This is a genomic window from Flavobacterium azooxidireducens (genome assembly GCF_023195775.1).
Taxonomy (GTDB): Bacteria; Bacteroidota; Bacteroidia; order Flavobacteriales; family Flavobacteriaceae; genus Flavobacterium; species Flavobacterium azooxidireducens.
Genome location: NZ_CP096205.1, coordinates 1,739,447 through 1,756,571 on the forward strand (window position 1 = coordinate 1,739,447; position 17,125 = coordinate 1,756,571).

General features: G+C 33.4%; 18 protein-coding genes and 1 pseudogene. 6 read left to right on the forward strand and 13 right to left on the reverse strand.

Annotated elements, in window-relative coordinates; genetic code table 11:
• Positions 1–269 precede the first annotated feature (269 nt).
• The 10 genes and pseudogenes from M0M57_RS07670 to M0M57_RS07715 form a co-directional block, all read right to left on the reverse strand.
• Positions 270–722 carry a hypothetical protein gene (locus M0M57_RS07670; RefSeq protein WP_248436596.1) on the reverse strand — a complete coding sequence of 151 codons (453 nt, stop codon included), beginning with the start codon at positions 720–722 and terminating at the stop codon, positions 270–272.
• Entirely contained in the window at positions 713–1,363 is a 651-nt protein-coding gene (locus M0M57_RS07675) for an REP-associated tyrosine transposase (protein ID WP_248436597.1), read from the reverse strand. Before M0M57_RS07675 ends, M0M57_RS07670 begins: the two co-directional genes overlap by 10 nt.
• Positions 1,364–1,521: 158 nt before the next feature.
• Positions 1,522–2,001, reverse strand: coding sequence for an REP-associated tyrosine transposase (locus M0M57_RS07680; RefSeq protein WP_248436598.1), 480 nt, complete (start codon positions 1,999–2,001; stop codon positions 1,522–1,524).
• Between the two features lie 167 nt (positions 2,002–2,168).
• On the reverse strand, positions 2,169–2,681 hold the full coding sequence (locus M0M57_RS07685; RefSeq protein ID WP_248436599.1) for a hypothetical protein: 513 nt from the start codon (positions 2,679–2,681) through the stop codon (positions 2,169–2,171).
• Positions 2,682–2,909: 228 nt separating this feature from the next.
• The gene (locus M0M57_RS07690) at positions 2,910–3,275 is read right to left on the reverse strand and encodes a type II toxin-antitoxin system VapC family toxin (RefSeq protein ID WP_248436600.1); all 366 of its coding nucleotides are present in this window, start codon (positions 3,273–3,275) and stop codon (positions 2,910–2,912) included.
• Positions 3,265–3,432 (reverse strand): hypothetical protein, encoded by a 168-nt coding sequence (locus tag M0M57_RS07695; protein WP_156900306.1) that lies wholly within the window; start codon positions 3,430–3,432, stop codon positions 3,265–3,267. The genes M0M57_RS07690 and M0M57_RS07695 overlap by 11 nt, the downstream gene beginning before the upstream one ends.
• A gap of 138 nt (positions 3,433–3,570) precedes the next feature.
• Positions 3,571–4,560 (reverse strand): aspartate-semialdehyde dehydrogenase, encoded by a 990-nt coding sequence (locus M0M57_RS07700; protein WP_248436601.1) that lies wholly within the window; start codon positions 4,558–4,560, stop codon positions 3,571–3,573.
• A gap of 164 nt (positions 4,561–4,724) precedes the next feature.
• The gene (gene mscL, locus M0M57_RS07705; protein WP_248436602.1) at positions 4,725–5,132 is read right to left on the reverse strand and encodes a large-conductance mechanosensitive channel protein MscL; all 408 of its coding nucleotides are present in this window, start codon (positions 5,130–5,132) and stop codon (positions 4,725–4,727) included.
• A 64-nt stretch (positions 5,133–5,196) separates the two neighbouring features.
• Positions 5,197–7,637, reverse strand: a pseudogene (locus M0M57_RS07710) (bifunctional UDP-N-acetylmuramoyl-tripeptide:D-alanyl-D-alanine ligase/alanine racemase).
• A 3-nt stretch (positions 7,638–7,640) separates the two neighbouring features.
• Positions 7,641–8,261 carry a thymidine kinase gene (locus tag M0M57_RS07715; RefSeq protein WP_248436603.1) on the reverse strand — a complete coding sequence of 207 codons (621 nt, stop codon included), beginning with the start codon at positions 8,259–8,261 and terminating at the stop codon, positions 7,641–7,643.
• 103 nt (positions 8,262–8,364) lie between these two features.
• On the opposite strand from M0M57_RS07715, the gene M0M57_RS07720 reads away from it, so the two are divergent.
• The 4 genes from M0M57_RS07720 (at position 8,365) to rsmI (ending at position 12,335) form a co-directional block, all read left to right on the forward strand.
• On the forward strand, positions 8,365–9,411 hold the full coding sequence (locus M0M57_RS07720; protein ID WP_248436604.1) for a hypothetical protein: 1,047 nt from the start codon (positions 8,365–8,367) through the stop codon (positions 9,409–9,411).
• A gap of 113 nt (positions 9,412–9,524) precedes the next feature.
• The gene (locus M0M57_RS07725) at positions 9,525–10,421 is read left to right on the forward strand and encodes a type II restriction endonuclease (protein WP_248436605.1); all 897 of its coding nucleotides are present in this window, start codon (positions 9,525–9,527) and stop codon (positions 10,419–10,421) included.
• Entirely contained in the window at positions 10,408–11,415 is a 1,008-nt protein-coding gene (gene dcm, locus M0M57_RS07730; RefSeq protein WP_248436606.1) for a DNA cytosine methyltransferase, read from the forward strand. The genes M0M57_RS07725 and dcm overlap by 14 nt, the downstream gene beginning before the upstream one ends.
• A gap of 248 nt (positions 11,416–11,663) precedes the next feature.
• Positions 11,664–12,335 carry a 16S rRNA (cytidine(1402)-2'-O)-methyltransferase gene (gene rsmI / locus M0M57_RS07735; protein WP_248436607.1) on the forward strand — a complete coding sequence of 224 codons (672 nt, stop codon included), beginning with the start codon at positions 11,664–11,666 and terminating at the stop codon, positions 12,333–12,335.
• Positions 12,336–12,396: 61 nt separating this feature from the next.
• On the opposite strand, the gene M0M57_RS07740 is transcribed toward rsmI, so the two are convergent.
• Both M0M57_RS07740 and M0M57_RS07745 read right to left on the reverse strand, forming a co-directional pair.
• Positions 12,397–13,686: a type II toxin-antitoxin system HipA family toxin gene (locus tag M0M57_RS07740; protein WP_248436608.1), complete on the reverse strand. Its 1,290-nt coding sequence runs from the start codon at positions 13,684–13,686 to the stop codon at positions 12,397–12,399.
• A gap of 2 nt (positions 13,687–13,688) precedes the next feature.
• Entirely contained in the window at positions 13,689–14,012 is a 324-nt protein-coding gene (locus M0M57_RS07745) for a helix-turn-helix domain-containing protein (RefSeq protein ID WP_248436609.1), read from the reverse strand.
• Between the two features lie 107 nt (positions 14,013–14,119).
• Between M0M57_RS07745 and M0M57_RS07750 the strand changes: the two genes are divergently transcribed.
• Positions 14,120–14,542, forward strand: coding sequence for an OsmC family protein (locus M0M57_RS07750; RefSeq protein WP_248436743.1), 423 nt, complete (start codon positions 14,120–14,122; stop codon positions 14,540–14,542).
• Between the two features lie 21 nt (positions 14,543–14,563).
• Complete coding sequence (gene recJ, locus M0M57_RS07755; protein ID WP_248436610.1) at positions 14,564–16,252, forward strand: single-stranded-DNA-specific exonuclease RecJ; 1,689 nt, start codon at positions 14,564–14,566, stop codon at positions 16,250–16,252.
• Here recJ and M0M57_RS07760 read toward each other — a convergent pair.
• A complete protein-coding gene (locus M0M57_RS07760; RefSeq protein ID WP_248436611.1) occupies positions 16,249–16,995 on the reverse strand; it encodes a UDP-2,3-diacylglucosamine diphosphatase in 747 nt (248 codons plus the stop codon). The two genes, recJ and M0M57_RS07760, sit on opposite strands and share 4 nt — an antisense overlap.
• Between the last annotated feature and the right edge of the window lie 130 nt (positions 16,996–17,125).

A 17,125-nucleotide genomic window follows, 5' to 3' on the forward strand; every position in this document is an offset into this window, starting at 1 on the left:
GTGCAAAGGTAGGGAAAAAGGTGCTTAAAGTGAATTTTTTATGAAGACTTTACGAAGGTGAGTTTCAAATTTTGTTTTGTATTCTATTCATTCACTTTCCGCAAAGTCGGGAGACATTTGCGGAGCTTTTCATAGTAACATTTTTCACGAAACTCTTTGCGGAGCAGGCTCATCACTCATTATGGAACATTACCCTCTTAATTAGCATTAATATATAATTTCAACATTTTTTAAATTCTCTTTGAACAATAAAAATTTGTCGTCATCTATTAATGAGAGGGAAAATCTAAAATTTTTAAAATTTTTATTTTTAAAATTTTTTTAATTTCTTTTTCAAAATCCACATTTGTACAGTATTTAATTTGTATGCTTTCCAATTGATTCGCTTGATAAACATTATTAAGTAGACATTCAACAAAATGATTATAAAAAACAAGTTCTTTAATCTTTGGAAAATTATTTATATCTACTTTTGAATAGTCAAATGACTTCATTTCATAACCTTTTTGCTTTACAACACTAAGTGGAGGTACAATAGTGAATTCATCTGATGATATTATAATATATTCATTTTGATCTAATTTATTTACATTCAAAAAGTTTTGAGGGGAGTACTCCATTTTTTCATTTTTTTTCACGAATTCAACAATAATAGCAACAATATAAAAGTTTGATATTTTTTCATTTTTTAATCCCGCTCCGCAAAGTCTTCTTAATAGCACAAAGCTCCGCAAATGTCTCCCGACTTTGCGGAATGTAAGTTATCACAACTAATGTCTTTCATAAATGAATTGAGGTTTAATTTGCTATTTAGAGGAATGTCAACCAACTCAATTTTAATTATTCCTTCATTATGCACATAATTTGAAGCACTTGAATAGAGATAGTGAGCTGCTTTTTCAACTAATCCTGCACGAACAGGATTTAAATGAATATAGTCAATTTTTGACCACATAAACTTCTCTGAGTAAATTTCTTCTGCATGATTTCCTAATTGCCAAAATTGAAAATTTTTATTTCTGATATGAGTCTTTGTTGCCAATTGAAAACGTTCTAACATCCATTCTCTTCTGCTTTCAGGTTCAGACTGAATTTTCTCAAGTATGGTTTTTGAGGTATATTTCTTAAAATCACGAATTAAATCAGACAATTTACCTTCTTTTGACTGAACAATCATGTGAATGTGATTCGTCATAATCACATAACTATATAAAATCATTCCTTTGTTTTTGATGCAATAGTCTAAACATTCAATAACACAATCTCGATATGATTTTCTGGAAAAAACATCGACCCAGTCGACAATTGTGGCGGTTAAAAAGTGTGGCAAATTTTGGTCTCTAATAACATATCCTTCTTTCATGGCGTGTAAATTTTTAAATAAAAATAGTAAAAATTTGTGAAGTTTTAGGGCTATTAATACTTTTTTAAATTCCGCAAAGTCGGGAGACATTTGCGGAGCTTTTCATAGGGAATTTTTACTAGAACACTTTGCGGAGCGGGGGACATTTGCGGAGCTTTTCATAGGGAATTTTTACTAGAACACTTTGCGGAGCGGGGGTTTAAATGAATATAGTCAATTTTTGACCACATAAACTTCTCTGAGTAAATTTCTTCTGCATGATTTCCTAATTGCCAAAATTGAAAATTTTTATTTCTGATATGAGTCTTTGTTGCCAATTGAAAACGTTCTAACATCCATTCTCTTCTGCTTTCAGGTTCAGACTGAATTTTCTCAAGTATGGTTTTTGAGGTATATTTCTTAAAATCACGAATTAAATCAGACAATTTACCTTCTTTTGACTGAACAATCATGTGAATGTGATTCGTCATAATCACATAACTATATAAAATCATTCCTTTGTTTTTGATGCAATAGTCTAAACATTCAATAACACAATCTCGATATGATTTTCTGGAAAAAACATCGACCCAGTCGACAATTGTGGCGGTTAAAAAGTGTGGCAAATTTTGGTCTCTAATAACATATCCTTCTTTCATGGCGTGTAAATTTTTAAATAAAAATAGTAAAAATTTGTGAAGTTTTAGGGCTATTAATACTTTTTTAAATTCCGCAAAGTCGGGAGACATTTGCGGAGCTTTTCATAGGGAATTTTTACTAGAACACTTTGCGGAGCGGGGGGAGTTTGTGTGGAAAACTAAAAATTTTATTTAATTAAGGGAAAAAACTTTTTTTTATAAATTATTTTTGATCTGTCTAAGTAATTAATAATTTCATCAGATAGTAAACAAGTAATTATAATATTGTTTTCGTTTTTTAATACAATTTTGACATAATAATATTCTGTCCAAAAAGCTGTAATTGTGCGTTTTTCATATTCAGGGTAGCTGAAGTAAACAAATATTTTTTTTATGTCACTATTTTCAAAAATGATTTCACTATTTAAGTCTTTATAATTGAATTTTTTATAGTTATCTGTTAATGAAAATGTTGATTTACCATTATGTTTTTTGTAATTGAAAAAGAAAATAAATACTAATAGAGGAAAAAAAGGAATTAAAGTGAAAATTGAAATTAGATATGAACTTGATAATGTTTGAATACTATAACCTTTGAGCATATAGATTATTATCATTAATATAAATGGCCCTATTAGCCAAAAAAGAATTGGTCTAATAAGATATTTTCTGCTATACATTTTGAATTTATATTTTTTCATAAAATTTCAATAGGATTAAAAATATAAATCTAATAAAAAATTTAATTATTCCTCACCCCGCTCCGCAAAGTCTTCTTAATAGCACAAAGCTCCGCAAATGTCTCCCGACTTTGCGGAACATAAATTTAAATAAAAATAACAAACAATTAATAGTATTAGGAATTCTTTCCAAAACAACAAGCAAAAAAAGCCCCTAAAAAGGAGCTTCTAACTAAGATAGTTTTATCTTTAAAATTCAACTAATATTAAATCTAACTCATCTATTTTTGAAAATCCTTTATCAGCGGTTACCAAAGGTAATCCATATACCAGAGATGTTGAAGCAATAATCGCGTCAGGTAATTTTATATTATACTTTTTTCTTAATTCAATAGTTTGTTCTTTGATTTTTAAATTCCAATCTATATTAAAGGTGTCGCTTATTAATTCTTTTAATTTTATTTCTTCAGTTTTTTTGATTCCTTTAAAACCAAGTAATTCAACTTCTGAAATAAAAGACATTCCAAAATTATAGTTCAAAAAAGGTTCTACGTTAGGATTTCCTTCGTGAATGTAAACCAAGAAATTTGTATCAGCTATAAAATCAATCTTCATTTTCTCTTATTTTGGTCTGATAGTTCAAGCCATCTAAATTTCTCTTCAATTTCCCAAAATGTTTGGCTAAATTTCCCTTTTTTGGTTCTTTTTTTAATTTTTCCGTCAAAAGCTTAGCTATGTTTTTGGAGTTGGATTTATTTATTATTAAAGTCATATTTTCAAATGTTTATAAGTAACAAATTTAATTAAAAATAACAAAAATTATTCAATATATTGTTATGTTAAGAATTCTTTCCAAACAACAAACAAAAAAAGCCCCTAAAAAGGAGCTTCTAACTATAATACAATTATCTTAAACTAATTTATTCTCCACCAAATACTCCGCAATTTGCACTGTATTTGTTGCTGCACCTTTACGCAAATTATCGGCCACAATCCACATATTTAACGTGTTCGGCTGACTTTCATCACGGCGAATTCTACCGACAAAAACATCATCTTTTCCTTGTGCATAAATTGGCATTGGATAGGTTTTGGTGTCTAAATTATCTTGAACGGTAACGCCCGAAGTGTTGTGTAAAATCGAACGCACTTCATTCACATCAAAATCATTTGAAAATTCAACATTTACGGCTTCACTGTGTCCGCCGACAACAGGAATTCGGATAGCAGTTGCAGTCACGGCAATGCTTCTGTCGCCCATAATTTTTTGGGTTTCACGAACCAATTTCATTTCTTCTTTGGTGTAGCCGTTGTCTTCAAACACATCACATTGCGGGATGGCATTTCGGTGAATTGGATACGGATACGCCATTTCGCCTTTCACACCGGCATATTCATTTTCCAATTGTTGAACCGCTTTTACACCCGTTCCGGTAATGGATTGATAGGTGGAAACAATCACTCGTTTTACGTTGTATTTTTTATGTAATGGATTCAAAACCATCACCATTTGAATCGTTGAACAGTTTGGATTAGCAATAATTTTATCTTCTTTGGTTAGTTCCGAAGCATTGATTTCAGGAACCACTAATTTTTTAGTAGGATCCATTCGCCAAGCGGAAGAATTGTCGATAACGGTTGTGCCTGCTTCAGCAAATTTGGGTGCCCAAGCTAATGAAGTTTCACCACCGGCAGAAAATAAGGCAATATCGGGACGCATTTCTACAGCTGTTTGCAATCCAACCACCTTATATTTATTTCCTTTGAATTCAATTTCTTTTCCAACCGACTTTTCAGAAGCAACCGGAATTAATTCCGTAATCGGAAAATTTCTTTCTGCTAAAACTTGAAGCATTACTTCGCCTACCATTCCGGTAGCACCAACAACGGCAACTCTCATACTAATTATTTAAAAGGTTAAAACTTATGCAAAAGTATAGAATTAATTGTTGTGAAAAATGGCTTTAACAAAAAATAACAAATTGTTATATTTAAAACAATTTGTAAAAATACCCCTTGTTTTCGGCAAGGGGTTTAGTTAGAATATATAATGTAGCGGAACGTCTATTTTTTTAATAAATCTCTAATTTCTGTTAGCAATTGCTCTTGCGTTGGTCCGGCTGGTGGAGCAGGAGCCTCTTCTTTTGGCTTTCTCATTTTGTTGTAAGCCTTAATTATCATAAACATTACAAAACCAACAATAACTAAATTAACTAAGGTATTTACCCAAGCACCCCAACGAATGGCAACTTCGGGAACGGCGGCAACACCTTCAGATTCTGCTACAGCAGCTTGTAAAACTACTTTCATTTCAGAAAAATCAACACCCCCGGTTAACATTCCTACAATAGGCATAACGATGTCGCTCACAAATCCGTTGACTACAGCACCAACAGCTCCAGCCATAATTACAGCAACCGCAAATTCAATTACGTTTCCTGTCATGATGAAATTCTTGAATTCTTTAAACATATTTAGTTGTTTTAAAAGTTTGTAAAACGAAGTTAGTTAAAATTTTAACATCTTCTACAAAAATTTATTCTCTGTAAAAAATTCTTTTTACGCGTTGCGAAATTCCGGTCAGAATTTCATAAGGAATCGTATTCAATTGATTTGCCATAAAAGTAACAGAAGGATTTTCGCCTAAAACAATCACTTCATTTCCTTCAATACACGGAATGGTGGTGACATCTACCATCAACATATCCATACAAACACTGCCAACAATCGTGGCTTTTTGGTTGTTTATCATCCCAAAACCAAGACCGTTGCCCCAACTTCTTCTAATTCCGTCGGCATAACCAATTGGAATGGTGGCGATTCGGGTTTCTTTTTCAGCCACAAATCGTCGGCCATAACCCACACTTTCGCCCGCTTGAATGGTTCTGACTTGGGAGATAATGGATTTTAAAGTTCCCACATTTTCCAAAAACTTTTGCTCGTTGGCATCGTTTGAAATGCCATACAAACCAATTCCCAATCGAACCATATCGAATTGTGCTTGCGGATAATTTGAAATTCCCGAAGTATTTAAAATATGCCGAATCGAACTAATTTCTAATTCCTTACTTATATAGGTAGAAATGCGATTGAACTTTTCAATTTGTTCCAAAGCAAATTCGTTATGTGCTAAATCATCGCTTGTTGCCATGTGCGACAAAATGCTTTTCACTTGAACTGTTTTGCAGTTTTTTAAGATTGAAATTAATTCTTCCAAATGTATTTCATCAAAACCCAATCGATGCATTCCGGTATCAATTTTCAGATGAATCGGAAAATGTTTTAAATGTTTTTGTCTGGCAATTTTTAAAAAGGCATTCAATCCTTTCAAACTATAAATTTCGGGTTCCAATTGATGTTGAATGATGGCTTCAAAACTGGTTGATTCCGGATTTAAAACCATAATTGGCAATTGAATTCCATTGCTTTTGAGTGAAATTCCTTCATCGGCGAATGCCACACCTAAATAATCCACTTTGTGATATTCGAGCAATTTGGCAATTTCTAAACCGCCGTTTCCATATCCAAACGCTTTGACCATCACCATCATTTTGGTTTCAGGTTCAAGTTTGGCTTTATAAAAATTTAAGTTGTGTGAAATGGCATTCAGGTTAATTTCCAAAACTGTTTCATGTGTTTTTTCTTCTAACAACGAGACAATTTCTTCAAAATGAAAACTTCGTGCTCCTTTGATGAGAATCGTTTCGTTTTCAAAATTCAAACTTTCAAAATGAGATAGAAATTCGGCTTGAGTGGCAAAGGTAATTCCGTTTAGAAATTTATTTTTATAGTTTGAAATGGTTTCGCCCACACCAATTACACGACTGATTTTGTTGGAAATAACCATTTGTGAAACTCGCGAATACAACTCATCATTTTGCAATCCGCTCTGAAAAATATCAGACAAAATCAATGTTTTTTTATGATGTTGTTTTTGATTTTCCAAAAAGTCCAATGCTATTTTTAGCGATTGAAAATCGGAACTGTAACTGTCGTCAATCAAGGTTGTATTGTTGATTCCTTTCTTGACTTTTAATCGCATTTCGATTGGATATAAAAGCAAAAGACGATTTTGAATCGTATCTAAATCATAGTTAAAATAAAAAAGCACCATCAAACATTGAATCACATTTTCAATTGAAGCTTCATCTGAAAACGGAATGCTGATTTTGAAACACGTTTTATTATACGTTACATTCAAACACGTTTTGTCGTTCGTGGTTTTATGATGAACCAAAACATCCGCCGATTTATCACTCGAACTCCACGAAAAAGTCTTTATTTTTGGATTTAGAAAAGCATCAATCGATTTATTTTTGTTGTAAATCAATACGTCAACATTCGAAAAAAGTTTTAATTTTTCTTTGATTTTCTGACCCAAATTTTCAAAACCTTCATCGTGAGCAGAACCAATATTGGTCAGAATTCCGATGGTGGGTTGAATAATCGGTTCAAGAAATTGCATTTCGTTGACAGTTGAAATTCCAGCTTCAAAAATGCCTAAATTATGTTGTTCGTTAATCCCAATCACAGAAAGCGGCACACCCACTTGTGAATTGTAACTTTTTGGACTTCGGATGATGTTATAATCAGGACTTAATAAAAAATTAAGCCATTCTTTTACGATGGTTTTTCCATTACTTCCGGTGATACCAATAATTGGAAAACTAAATTTTTTTCGATAAAAAGCCGCAAATTGTTGAAGAGCAAGCAACGTGTCTTCTACTTTTAGAAAATTGACACCTTCAATTAAATCAACATTTTCAGAAACCACAAAATTGGTAACGCCTTTTTCAATGAGTTCATTAATATAAGTATGCCCGTTATTATTGGGTCCGATTAAACAAAAAACAAGGTGTATTTGTTGTTTTGAAACGAACGGCTGTCTATGGAAACGTTTTGAATACTGTTATCAGGATGATTTCCGAAAAATTCAGCGTTTAGTTGAGGAATAATATCGTTTAGAACGAGACTCACTGGTTACGGTTTTGGTTTGTTTTCAGCTTCTGTTTTGTGTTCGGCTTGTTCACGCAATGCGTGATAATAGGCGGCTCTGCTCAACGGTTCGTATTCTTCGGTTTCGCCAAGCATCACTAATTTATCGTTGTCTGCTTTTCTGAAACTATAATTGGCCAAATTTCCGGTTCGGGTGCAAACGGCGTGCACTTTGGTCACGTATTCGGCTGTTGCCATCAATGCCGGCATAGGGCCAAAAGGGTTTCCTTTAAAATCCATATCCAATCCGGCTACGATTACGCGAATGCCTGAATTGGCTAAATCATTGCAAATGGTCACAATTTCATCATCAAAAAACTGAGCTTCATCAATACCAACCACATCGCAACCTTGAGCCAAAATACGGATATTGGCGGCGGCGGGAACGGGTGTAGAACGAATTTCATTTGAGTCGTGCGAAACCACCATTTCATCGTGATAACGCGTATCGATGGCGGGTTTAAAAATCTCGACTTTTTGCTTGGCAAACTGAGCTCTTTTGAGTCGGCGGATGAGTTCTTCGGTCTTTCCGGAGAACATCGAACCGCAGATTACTTCAATCCAGCCAAATTGTTCTTTATGATTTACGGTATTTTCAAGAAACATTTTATACTTTTCTTAGCTAAAGAATAACATATTTTATGTTATTTTGTATCAGAAACAAATTTATAAAATTCCAGTCGCTAAATTCAATATAATTTTAAAAGTTATGAAGAAAAAGTTAGAAGCAGATTTAATTAGTATTGCACACCGTGTTTTAAAATTAAAAGGGAAAGAAGATGTCGTTCTATTGCATCAAGAAGCTCAAAAATTAGTTGAAAAATTAGCCGTTCTTCGTTTTTATGAGGAAAATATCAATGTGTTGAAAAATGAGATTTCGGAAGAAGAATTAGAAGAAAAACTGTTTGCCGAAGCTCCTTCTCAACCGGAAGTTGTTGTGAAAGAAGAGGAAGTTAAAGCAGAAGTTCCTGCTGAAACTGTTGCTGAAGAAGAAACAGAAGAAGAAGTTGCTCAACAAGTTGTTGCACAAGACGAAGAAACCGAAGTGCAAGTAGAAGCTCTTGAAGAAAAAGAGGAAACTGAGGAAATTGTAACTCAAAAGGAAGAAACTGAAGTTCAAGAAGAAGCTATTGAGGAAAAAGAAGAAGTAGTAACTCAAAAAGAAGAAACCGAAGTTCAAGAGGAAGCTACTGAAGAAAAAGAAGAACCTGTTCACGAAGAAATAAAAGAAGAAAAACAAGAACCGTTATTTAATCCGATGTTTGAATTAGCGGCAGATGAAGAAGAAAAACCATCTTCGAAACTAGAACAAAAACAAATTTCGTTTGAAGATTTACTAGGTTCCGGTTACAAAGAACCTGAATTTGTTAAAGTGGATGATGTCCCGCAGGAAGTTGAAAAAACTACCGAAATTACATTTGAAAAAGTTGAAGAAGTAATCACTCCGGATGTAAAAATAGAAACGACTACCGAGACTTATACCATTAAAACCGAACACAAAATATCCTCGTTAAACGATACATTAATCAAAGGAATTAACATTGGTTTAAATGATCGAATTGCTTTTGTAAAACACTTGTTTGGTGGAAGCAACGAAGATTTTAACCGTGTGATTTCGCAAATCAGCACCTACGATTCGTTTGAAGAAGTACAGCAATTTATTGTAGATATGGTGAAACCCGATTATAACAATTGGGAAGGAAAAGAAGAATATGCGGATCGTTTTATGAATTTGGTGGAGAAGAAGTTTTCTTAAACGTTTTCTCTGCAATCTTGTTGTTAATGAATTACTTTTTTGTAGCACCAAAATTTGCAGAAAATAGAAACTCTAAAATATTTTACCTAAATTCGCTAAAACGTAAATAAGAAGTGGAACCTAAAAATAATATTCCGGTTATAATTGATATTCCAAAATCAGAACTTGATAAGTTCGATGCTTTGATAAGACAATATAGAACGAAATATATAAGGACTTCGCAAGAAATTGTTACATTAGTTTTAAAAGATAACAAAGTTTATTTACAACAAATAGAATCAAAAAAAGTAAGCAAATGCATTTCCGAACTTCGCGAAATTGTTTGGCAAGAATATCTTTTGGATGAAGTCAATTTTAATGCAATCTTAATGCGTGATTTACATAAAATACTTGAAACTCCGAAAGAAATATTAGACGTTCTTTTAAATCAAAATATTGCAGAGAAAAAAGGAAATGAACTTATTGAAAGTATTAAAGAAATATGTGGAGAATACGCAGGAAGAGTGTTTCCATACGTTTATAGACTATCATTAAGCAATACACAATCACGACGTTCGAGAGCTGGAAAAAGTTTTGAAGCTATTATTTATAAAATTTACGAAAGTTTAGGTTATGAATATGATTCTCAAAGCAAAGTTGGTAGAAAGACTTTTGATAGTCTTGGTTTAGGCAAAAAGGTTGATTCAATTTTACCTAACATAAAATGCTATGCTGAAAGGAGAAATAAAACAATAATTGGGACAATGAAAACTTCATTGAGAGAACGTTGGCAAGAAGTAGCAGAAGAAATTGAAAGAACAAAAATACCAGAAATTCATCTTCTAACAGCTGACGAAAATATCTCAAAAAGCAAGGCTCAAGAAATGGCTAATCACAATATTATTGTGGTGACGTATGATTGGGTTGCTAATTCTGATTCATTGAAATCAATGAAAAATATAATAAGCTTTGAAGCTTATCTATTTGACGAAATTCCTAACATCTTAAAATTCTGGAATGAAAACAAGTAAATTAAAAATAATTGACCTTTTTGCAGGTATTGGTGGAATTAGATTAGGGTTTGAAAAAGCTTCAAACTTTAATATTGATTGTGTTTTTACAAGTGAATGGAATAAATACTCTGTACAAACTTATACCTCAAATTTTGATGATTTAATTATCCATGGAGACATTACAAAAATAAATGAAAATTTAATTCCTGAACACGATATTTTATTAGCAGGATTTCCCTGTCAACCATTTTCACAAGCAGGATTAAAAAAAGGATTTTCTGATACTAGAGGAACTCTGTTTTTTGACATTGAAAGAATTTTAATTGCAAAAAAACCTCAAGCATTTCTTCTTGAAAATGTGAAGCAGCTTAAAGGACACGATAAAGGAAATACTTTAAAGACAATCATTGAACACTTAAAGAATATTGGTTATGAAAATGTTCAATACGAAGTTTTAAAAGCTAGAGAATTTGGTTTGCCACAAAATAGAGAAAGAATTTATATCGTTGGTTTTTTGGACAATTCAGTAAAGTTTGAATTTCCAAAACCTTTAAAAACCCCCACGAAAGTTGGAGATATTTTAGACACAAACGTTGATAAAAAATATACCATTTCGGACAAACTTTGGGAAGGACATCAAAGAAGAAAAATTGCTAATAAAGAAAAAGGTAAAGGTTTTGGTTTTGGATTAGTAAATGAGAATTCCGAATATACAAATACTATTTCTGCAAGATATTATAAAGATGGTAGCGAAATTTTGATTGAACAAAATGGTAAAAACCCGAGAAAACTAACCCCTAGAGAAGCTGGAAGGCTTCAAGGTTTTCCTGATAATTTTGTAATTCCAGTATCGGATAACCAAGCATATCAGCAATTTGGCAATAGTGTAGCCGTTACAGTTGTTGAAAAAGTAGCTGAACAAATGCTAAAACACATAAAAATTGAATATCCCGAAAGAAAATACAACACTCAAAAGCAGTTTGAAACCATTAGTGTTTCAGCTAAAATTTAGTACTGTTCTGTATTTGCAACCTTTTTTTTTCAACATAATTTCATACTCAATTTTCATTAGACTATTACAATTCACATTTTATTAATAATCAAATTGTAGATTATCTTTTAAAGAATCTATTTATTATTCGGAAAAAGACTTCATAAAAACTATGAAAACATCAAATGAAAATAAATTCATCAAAAATTAAATACTAATTTTTTTTCCATTATAAATTTAGGTTTAAGTATAAATTCTTCCCATTAACCATGAGCAAACTCTACATCGTTCCCACACCCATCGGCAACTTAGAAGATATGACTTTTAGAGCCATTAAAGTGCTCAAAGAAGTAGATTGCATCTTAGCCGAAGACACTCGAAACAGCGGAAAATTATTGAAGCATTTCGAGATTGGAACGCACATGCAAAGTCACCATATGCATAACGAGCACAAAACGGTTGAAGGTTTGATCAAACGTTTGCAAGCCGGAGAAACCATTGCATTGATTTCTGATGCCGGAACGCCAGCCATTTCCGACCCCGGATTTTTACTCACCCGAGCTTGTGTTGAAAATAATATTGAAGTAGAATGTTTGCCCGGAGCAACCGCTTTTGTTCCCGCTTTAGTGAACAGCGGTTTGCCAAACGATAAATTCGTGTTTGAAGGTTTTTTACCTGATAAAAAAGGAAGACAAACGCGGTTTTTAGCTTTAGCGGATGAAGTCAGAACGATGATTTTCTACGTTTCACCACATAAATTAAACAAAACCTTAGCCGAATTTGTACAGTACTTTGGTGCAGAAAGAACAGTTTCCGTTTCAAGAGAATTATCAAAATTGCACGAAGAAACCGTTCGCGGAACAGCAGCAGATGTTTTAAAACATTTTGAAGCTAAACCGGCCAAAGGAGAAATTGTGGTCGTAGTTGGCGGAAAATCATAAAAATAAATGTTACAAAAATGTTTCATTATAGCTTATTTTTAGCCTTAACGAAACAATAAAGCTACATCAATAAATTAAACAAGCTTTTTATTTCTTTTTGTTGTGTTGAAGGAATTAATGCTTTTTCGGCAAATTCATCCCAATTTAAAATCGCTTCACGACATTCTTCAATAATTTGATGTGGTTTTTTGATGTTGACGTTTTTTGCTAGCGATAAAACATCATTCAGCTCGATATTTTCTTTTTTCCCATTAATGGTCATTTGATGAGCTTTCAACCAAAAATTTGACGGATTGAAAGCAAAAGTAACATCATAAGCCGGAGAAAGCGACCATTTTCCATCCGAATTCATCAAAAAAGAAATGTTTTTTGTGTGGTCATCTTGATTTCTGGCCATCACATTAAATAGCATTCTTCGGTATAATTCCTCCATATCGGGATAAGGCAATTGCATCTGTCGCATTACCATCAAGGCCTGTTCATACGAATAGGATCCCGGCATATTATAATCAAAATGAGCCAAACCACACAACGTTTGCATATGTAATTTCTGATTGTTTTGTCTATCAAAACGTTTGGTCATAAAATGAGCTCTCTGATTTTCTATTTTCAATTCGCTTTCCATCATGTTGATTCCGGCAGCGGTTGCCATCAAATAATAAGCATATTCAATGTTTCCATATCCTTTTGGATCACCCAATTGATGATTGGTCACACCATCAAATTTTATTAACCAATAATCAAAACCGTCTAAACCATCAATTTGCCCTGAACGAACTTCACCTGTTTTTTGATTGTAGGCAATAATGGCTTTGGCACGAGCACCACCGGCAGAACTGCCCACTTGAAGAATGTCTGAAAAACCACTTTCCGTTTGCAAATTAGTTTTAAACGAGGCTCTTTCAGCTAGAACTTCTTTGGCAAATTCAACCAATGCTTCAATGGCCAACGTGTTCGAAGGAATCACTTGCAAACCGGATTCAGGTTCAAATTCCAAAGCTCCCATACCGCGTTTACCAATGTAACAAAGGCGATCAACGGGATTAAAACTTTGTGCCGAAAGACCTTGTTGGGCCAACCAAGCATCAATAACTTGATTTCCGAATTTGTCAGGCAAACTGTCTGCTAACAAACCCGGCAAGCCTTTGAACGTTTCAAAATTTAGAAACGGAAAGGAAAAAACCCTTCGTCCTTTTTTGGCTTCGGATAATGGTAATGTAATTGGAGATAAATCCAATCCTGAATTGACGAAGCTCTTATCAAATTCAAAAACGCCACTATTCTTTGATTCGTCCCAAAGCACCGCACCAACTTTGCGATTCCAGATTATTATAGAAGCAATCGTATTCATACTTATTTAGATGGAGAGGCTTTTTTACGGTATTTTGAACGTTCTTCCATCACTTGTAGTGGACTAATTTCCGGTTCTTCATTGAGATGATTAAGTAAATCCAGTTTTCCTAATGCTCGCAAAACTTGAACCATCGTGAGCAAATTAATCGCTTTTCCAGACTCCAAACGGCTGATGGTAATTCGGCTCAAGCCACATTGTTCAGCAAGTTCTTCCTGCGAAATATTTTTATTAAGACGCATTTGCTTCAAACTGGCACAAAGTGTTTGAACTACAACAGCGTCTGTCATAGCATACCAATTTTTATTGTAACTATTTTGATACATTATAGTCAATTTTAATCATTAATGAAACAAATATTATGCAAATATACAAATTTTTCCATACTCTTTCACATTTTAAAAAAATAGTATCTTTGAAAGAAAAAATCAAAATGACACATCAAATTTCTACAAAATGGTTAGGCGGAATGGCATTTGAAGCCACCAATCCGGGAGGGAATTTCAGAATTGATGGCGATTTAGAAATCGGCGGAACCGATAACGGACTTCGTCCAAAAGCGTTGATGTTAGATGCGTTGGCAGGTTGCACAGGAATGGATGTGGCTTCTTTAATGCCCAAAATGAAAGTTGCTGTACATTCATTTCACATCGATGTTGAAGGTGATTTAACTGAGGAACATCCAAAATATTATCATACTGTTCGGGTGGTTTATCATTTTTATGGTAATGATTTAGAAGAAGAGAAATTACAAAAAATTGTCAATTTATCTGTAGAAAAATATTGTGGAGTAATGGAAATGTTTCGTAAATTTGCTCAAGTGGATGTGAAAATCGTATTTCATCCTGCAGTATAAGCCATTCAAAATCAATTTAATATGCGTTGGACAATCAAACCCGAGCCGGAACCTCATTTGGTTTCGCAATTAGCTTCAGAACTCAATATAAGCGAACTGGTAGCTTCACTTTTAATACAAAGAGGAATTTCTACCTTTGAACAAGCGAAACAGTTTTTCAGACCTACATTAGATGATTTGCACGATCCGTATTTGATGAAAGATATGGACAAAGCCGTTCATCGGATAGAGAAAGCCATTTCTGATCAAGAAAATATTCTAGTTTTTGGTGATTATGATGTGGATGGAACAACGGCTGTTTCATTGGTTTCTTCCTATTTAAAAACGATTTATCCTAATATTGCAACCTATATTCCGGATCGCTATGATGAAGGTTATGGTATTTCATATAAAGGAATTGACTTTGCCGACGACAATGGTTTTTCATTGATTATTGCCTTAGATTGCGGAATAAAATCAATCGATCACGTGGCGTATGCGAAGGAAAAAAATATTGATTTCATCATTTGTGATCACCACAGACCTGGTGAAAATTTACCCGAAGCCATTGCCGTTTTAGACCCAAAAAGAAATGATTGTTTTTATCCGTATGATGAACTTTGCGGATGCGGAGTTGGTTTTAAATTGATTCAAGCCTTAGCACAAAATAACGGCGATTCAATTGATGATTTGATTCCGTATTTAGATTTAGTTGCCACAGCGATTGCAGCAGATATTGTTCCGATGACGGGTGAAAATCGCATCTTAGCCAAATTTGGTTTGGAAGTGATTAATGCAAATCCACGACCCGGAATTAAAGCGTTGATTCAAAATGTAAAGAAAAAAGTTCTCACGATTACTGATGTCGTTTTTATCATTGCTCCCCGAATTAATGCGGCCGGAAGAATTAAGCACGGCAATCACGCGGTGGAATTATTGACTGAATTTAACTTAGAACAAGCACAACAATTTGCTTCAGAAATTGAAGGATATAATGTAGACCGAAAAGATTTAGATAAAAAAATTACTATTGAAGCACTTGCTCAAATTGAAGATAATAATGAGAAAGAAAAATTTACAACCGTTGTTTATAATGAAAATTGGCATAAAGGTGTAATTGGAATTGTGGCTTCGCGGTTAACGGAAACGTATTACAGACCGACTTTAGTTTTTACGAAAAGTGGCGATAAATTAGCGGCTTCGGCTCGTTCTGTTAAAGATTTTGATGTTTACAATGCCTTAGAAAAATGTTCGGAACATTTGGAACAATTTGGCGGACATATGTATGCCGCCGGAATGACGTTGAAAGAAGAAAATTATCTAAAATTTAAAGAAGCGTTTGAAAAAGTAGTTCAGGAGACGATTCATCCTGATTTGTTAATTCCTGAAATTTTAATTGATGCTGAAATGGATTTGACCGATATCAATCCGAAATTAATTCGTCTTTTGAATCAATTTGAACCTTTTGGCCCTGAAAATATGACGCCGGTTTTTGTGGCAAAAAATGTCGTGGATACCGGTTACGGAAAAGCCATCGGTCAGCAAGAAGAACATTTGAAATTATTCGTAAAACAAACTAATTCTGAAGGTTTTGGCGTAATTGGTTTTGGTTTAGGAAAAAAATTAGAATTAACCCAAAATCATCAACCGTTTGAAATTGCTTTTTGCATTGATGAGAATGAATTTAACGGAAATGTTACGGTACAATTAAGAGCGAAAGATATTCGTTAGTGTTTGAATTCTTTCAGCTCAAATTTTTCTCCATCAAAAACACCATACGTAAAATAGCCAATCCAATCGCCTAGGTTTATGTAAGTTGAATTTTCTCCAACTTCCAATTGCATAGGTAAATGACGGTGTCCAAAAATAAAGTAATTATAATGTTTGAAAGTGAGTTTTCGTTTGGCATATTGAACTAACCATTCGTTTTCTTCTCCTAAAAATTTGACATCTTCGTCGCCGGAAATTAATTTGTTTTTTACAGATAAATATTGAGCCAGTTTCACACCAATATCCGGATGCAACCATCTGAACAGCCATTTTGAAAACGAATTGGTAAATACTTTTTTCATTCGTTTGTAGCCTTTATCGCCAGGACCTTTTCCGTCGCCGTGACCAATTAAAAAAGTTTTTCCGTTAAACGTATATTCTTGATTATTATGAAAAACGGGAATATTTAATTCCTTTTCAAAATAATCACTCATCCATAAATCGTGATTACCCACAAAAAAATAAATCGGAATTCCGCTGTCGCGAAGTTCGGCTAATTTTCCTAAAACACGTACAAATCCTTTTGGTACAACCGTTTTATATTCGAACCAAAAATCGAACAAATCCCCTAATAAAAAAATTGCGGAAGCATCGTGTTTGATTTCTTCCAACCAAGCCACAAATTTTTGTTCTCTGGGAAAACTGGCTTCAGGAGTTGGAGCACCAAAATGTTGATCAGACGCGAAATAAATTTGTGTTTTCAAACTAACTATTTAATAGCCAAATATACTAAATACTTAAAAATTAATTTTATTTTTTCTCAAAATATGCTTTTGTGAAATAACAAACATTTTAATTACTTTTTGTGAATTTTATTGTGTATCAGATAATAAT

Coding starts and splice junctions, on each gene's coding strand:
- M0M57_RS07675 (WP_248436597.1), bottom strand. CDS start 1,363: ATGAAAGAAGGATATGTTATTAGAGACCAAAATTTGCCACACTTTTTA.
- M0M57_RS07680 (WP_248436598.1), bottom strand. CDS start 2,001: ATGAAAGAAGGATATGTTATTAGAGACCAAAATTTGCCACACTTTTTA.
- M0M57_RS07685 (WP_248436599.1), bottom strand. CDS start 2,681: ATGAAAAAATATAAATTCAAAATGTATAGCAGAAAATATCTTATTAGA.
- M0M57_RS07690 (WP_248436600.1), bottom strand. CDS start 3,275: ATGAAGATTGATTTTATAGCTGATACAAATTTCTTGGTTTACATTCAC.
- M0M57_RS07695 (WP_156900306.1), bottom strand. CDS start 3,432: ATGACTTTAATAATAAATAAATCCAACTCCAAAAACATAGCTAAGCTT.
- M0M57_RS07700 (WP_248436601.1), bottom strand. CDS start 4,560: ATGAGAGTTGCCGTTGTTGGTGCTACCGGAATGGTAGGCGAAGTAATG.
- mscL (WP_248436602.1), bottom strand. CDS start 5,132: ATGTTTAAAGAATTCAAGAATTTCATCATGACAGGAAACGTAATTGAA.
- M0M57_RS07715 (WP_248436603.1), bottom strand. CDS start 8,261: ATGTTTCTTGAAAATACCGTAAATCATAAAGAACAATTTGGCTGGATT.
- M0M57_RS07720 (WP_248436604.1), top strand. CDS start 8,365: ATGAAGAAAAAGTTAGAAGCAGATTTAATTAGTATTGCACACCGTGTT.
- dcm (WP_248436606.1), top strand. CDS start 10,408: ATGAAAACAAGTAAATTAAAAATAATTGACCTTTTTGCAGGTATTGGT.
- rsmI (WP_248436607.1), top strand. CDS start 11,664: ATGAGCAAACTCTACATCGTTCCCACACCCATCGGCAACTTAGAAGAT.
- M0M57_RS07740 (WP_248436608.1), bottom strand. CDS start 13,686: ATGAATACGATTGCTTCTATAATAATCTGGAATCGCAAAGTTGGTGCG.
- M0M57_RS07745 (WP_248436609.1), bottom strand. CDS start 14,012: ATGTATCAAAATAGTTACAATAAAAATTGGTATGCTATGACAGACGCT.
- M0M57_RS07750 (WP_248436743.1), top strand. CDS start 14,120: ATGACACATCAAATTTCTACAAAATGGTTAGGCGGAATGGCATTTGAA.
- recJ (WP_248436610.1), top strand. CDS start 14,564: ATGCGTTGGACAATCAAACCCGAGCCGGAACCTCATTTGGTTTCGCAA.